This is a genomic window from Mycobacterium arosiense ATCC BAA-1401 = DSM 45069, from assembly GCF_002086125.1.
Classification (GTDB): domain Bacteria; phylum Actinomycetota; class Actinomycetes; order Mycobacteriales; family Mycobacteriaceae; genus Mycobacterium; species Mycobacterium arosiense.
Map to the genome: position 1 here is coordinate 1 of NZ_MVHG01000241.1, position 543 is coordinate 543.

A 543-nucleotide genomic window follows, 5' to 3' on the forward strand; every position below is an offset into this window, starting at 1 on the left:
CCGATCTCCAACACCCGCCGCGGCTGCACAGCCAGAATCCGGTTCACCGTGGCCGAACGCCACTCCACCATGTCCTCGAGCGGAATCGGGTCACCGGTCAGGCTGCTGTTCCAGCCGCGGAAGTCCATCCCGAATCCCGGTACCTCGACCTCGGCGTCGTACAGGTCGTCGTACAGGTGTTGCCACTCTTCGACGATTTCGGCGTCGTCATCGGCGGTGCTGGTCTGCCCCAAGGTGACGTAGCCGATCAAATGCGGACCGGTGTCGCTCTCGTGCACGCTGGCCGCGGCCTGGGTGACCTGCGGGCAGGAAAGCAGGGTGTTTTCGATCTCGCCCAACTCGATGCGCTGTCCGCGCAATTTGATCTGACTATCGGCGCGACCTAAGTAATCCAGGGTGCCCTCAGCCGTCCAGCGCACCAGATCCCCGCTGCGATACATACGTGTCCCAGGGACCCCGAGCGGGCCGCCAAAAGGATTGGCCACGAACCGTTCCGCGGTCAACGCGGCCCGGCCCACATAACCGTGCGCCACCGCCGGCCCG

General features: G+C 65.2%; 1 pseudogene. It reads right to left on the reverse strand.

Going from position 1 to position 543, the window contains the following annotated elements:
- Positions 1 to 543, reverse strand: a pseudogene (locus tag BST14_RS28295) (hypothetical protein); the annotation flags it as partial.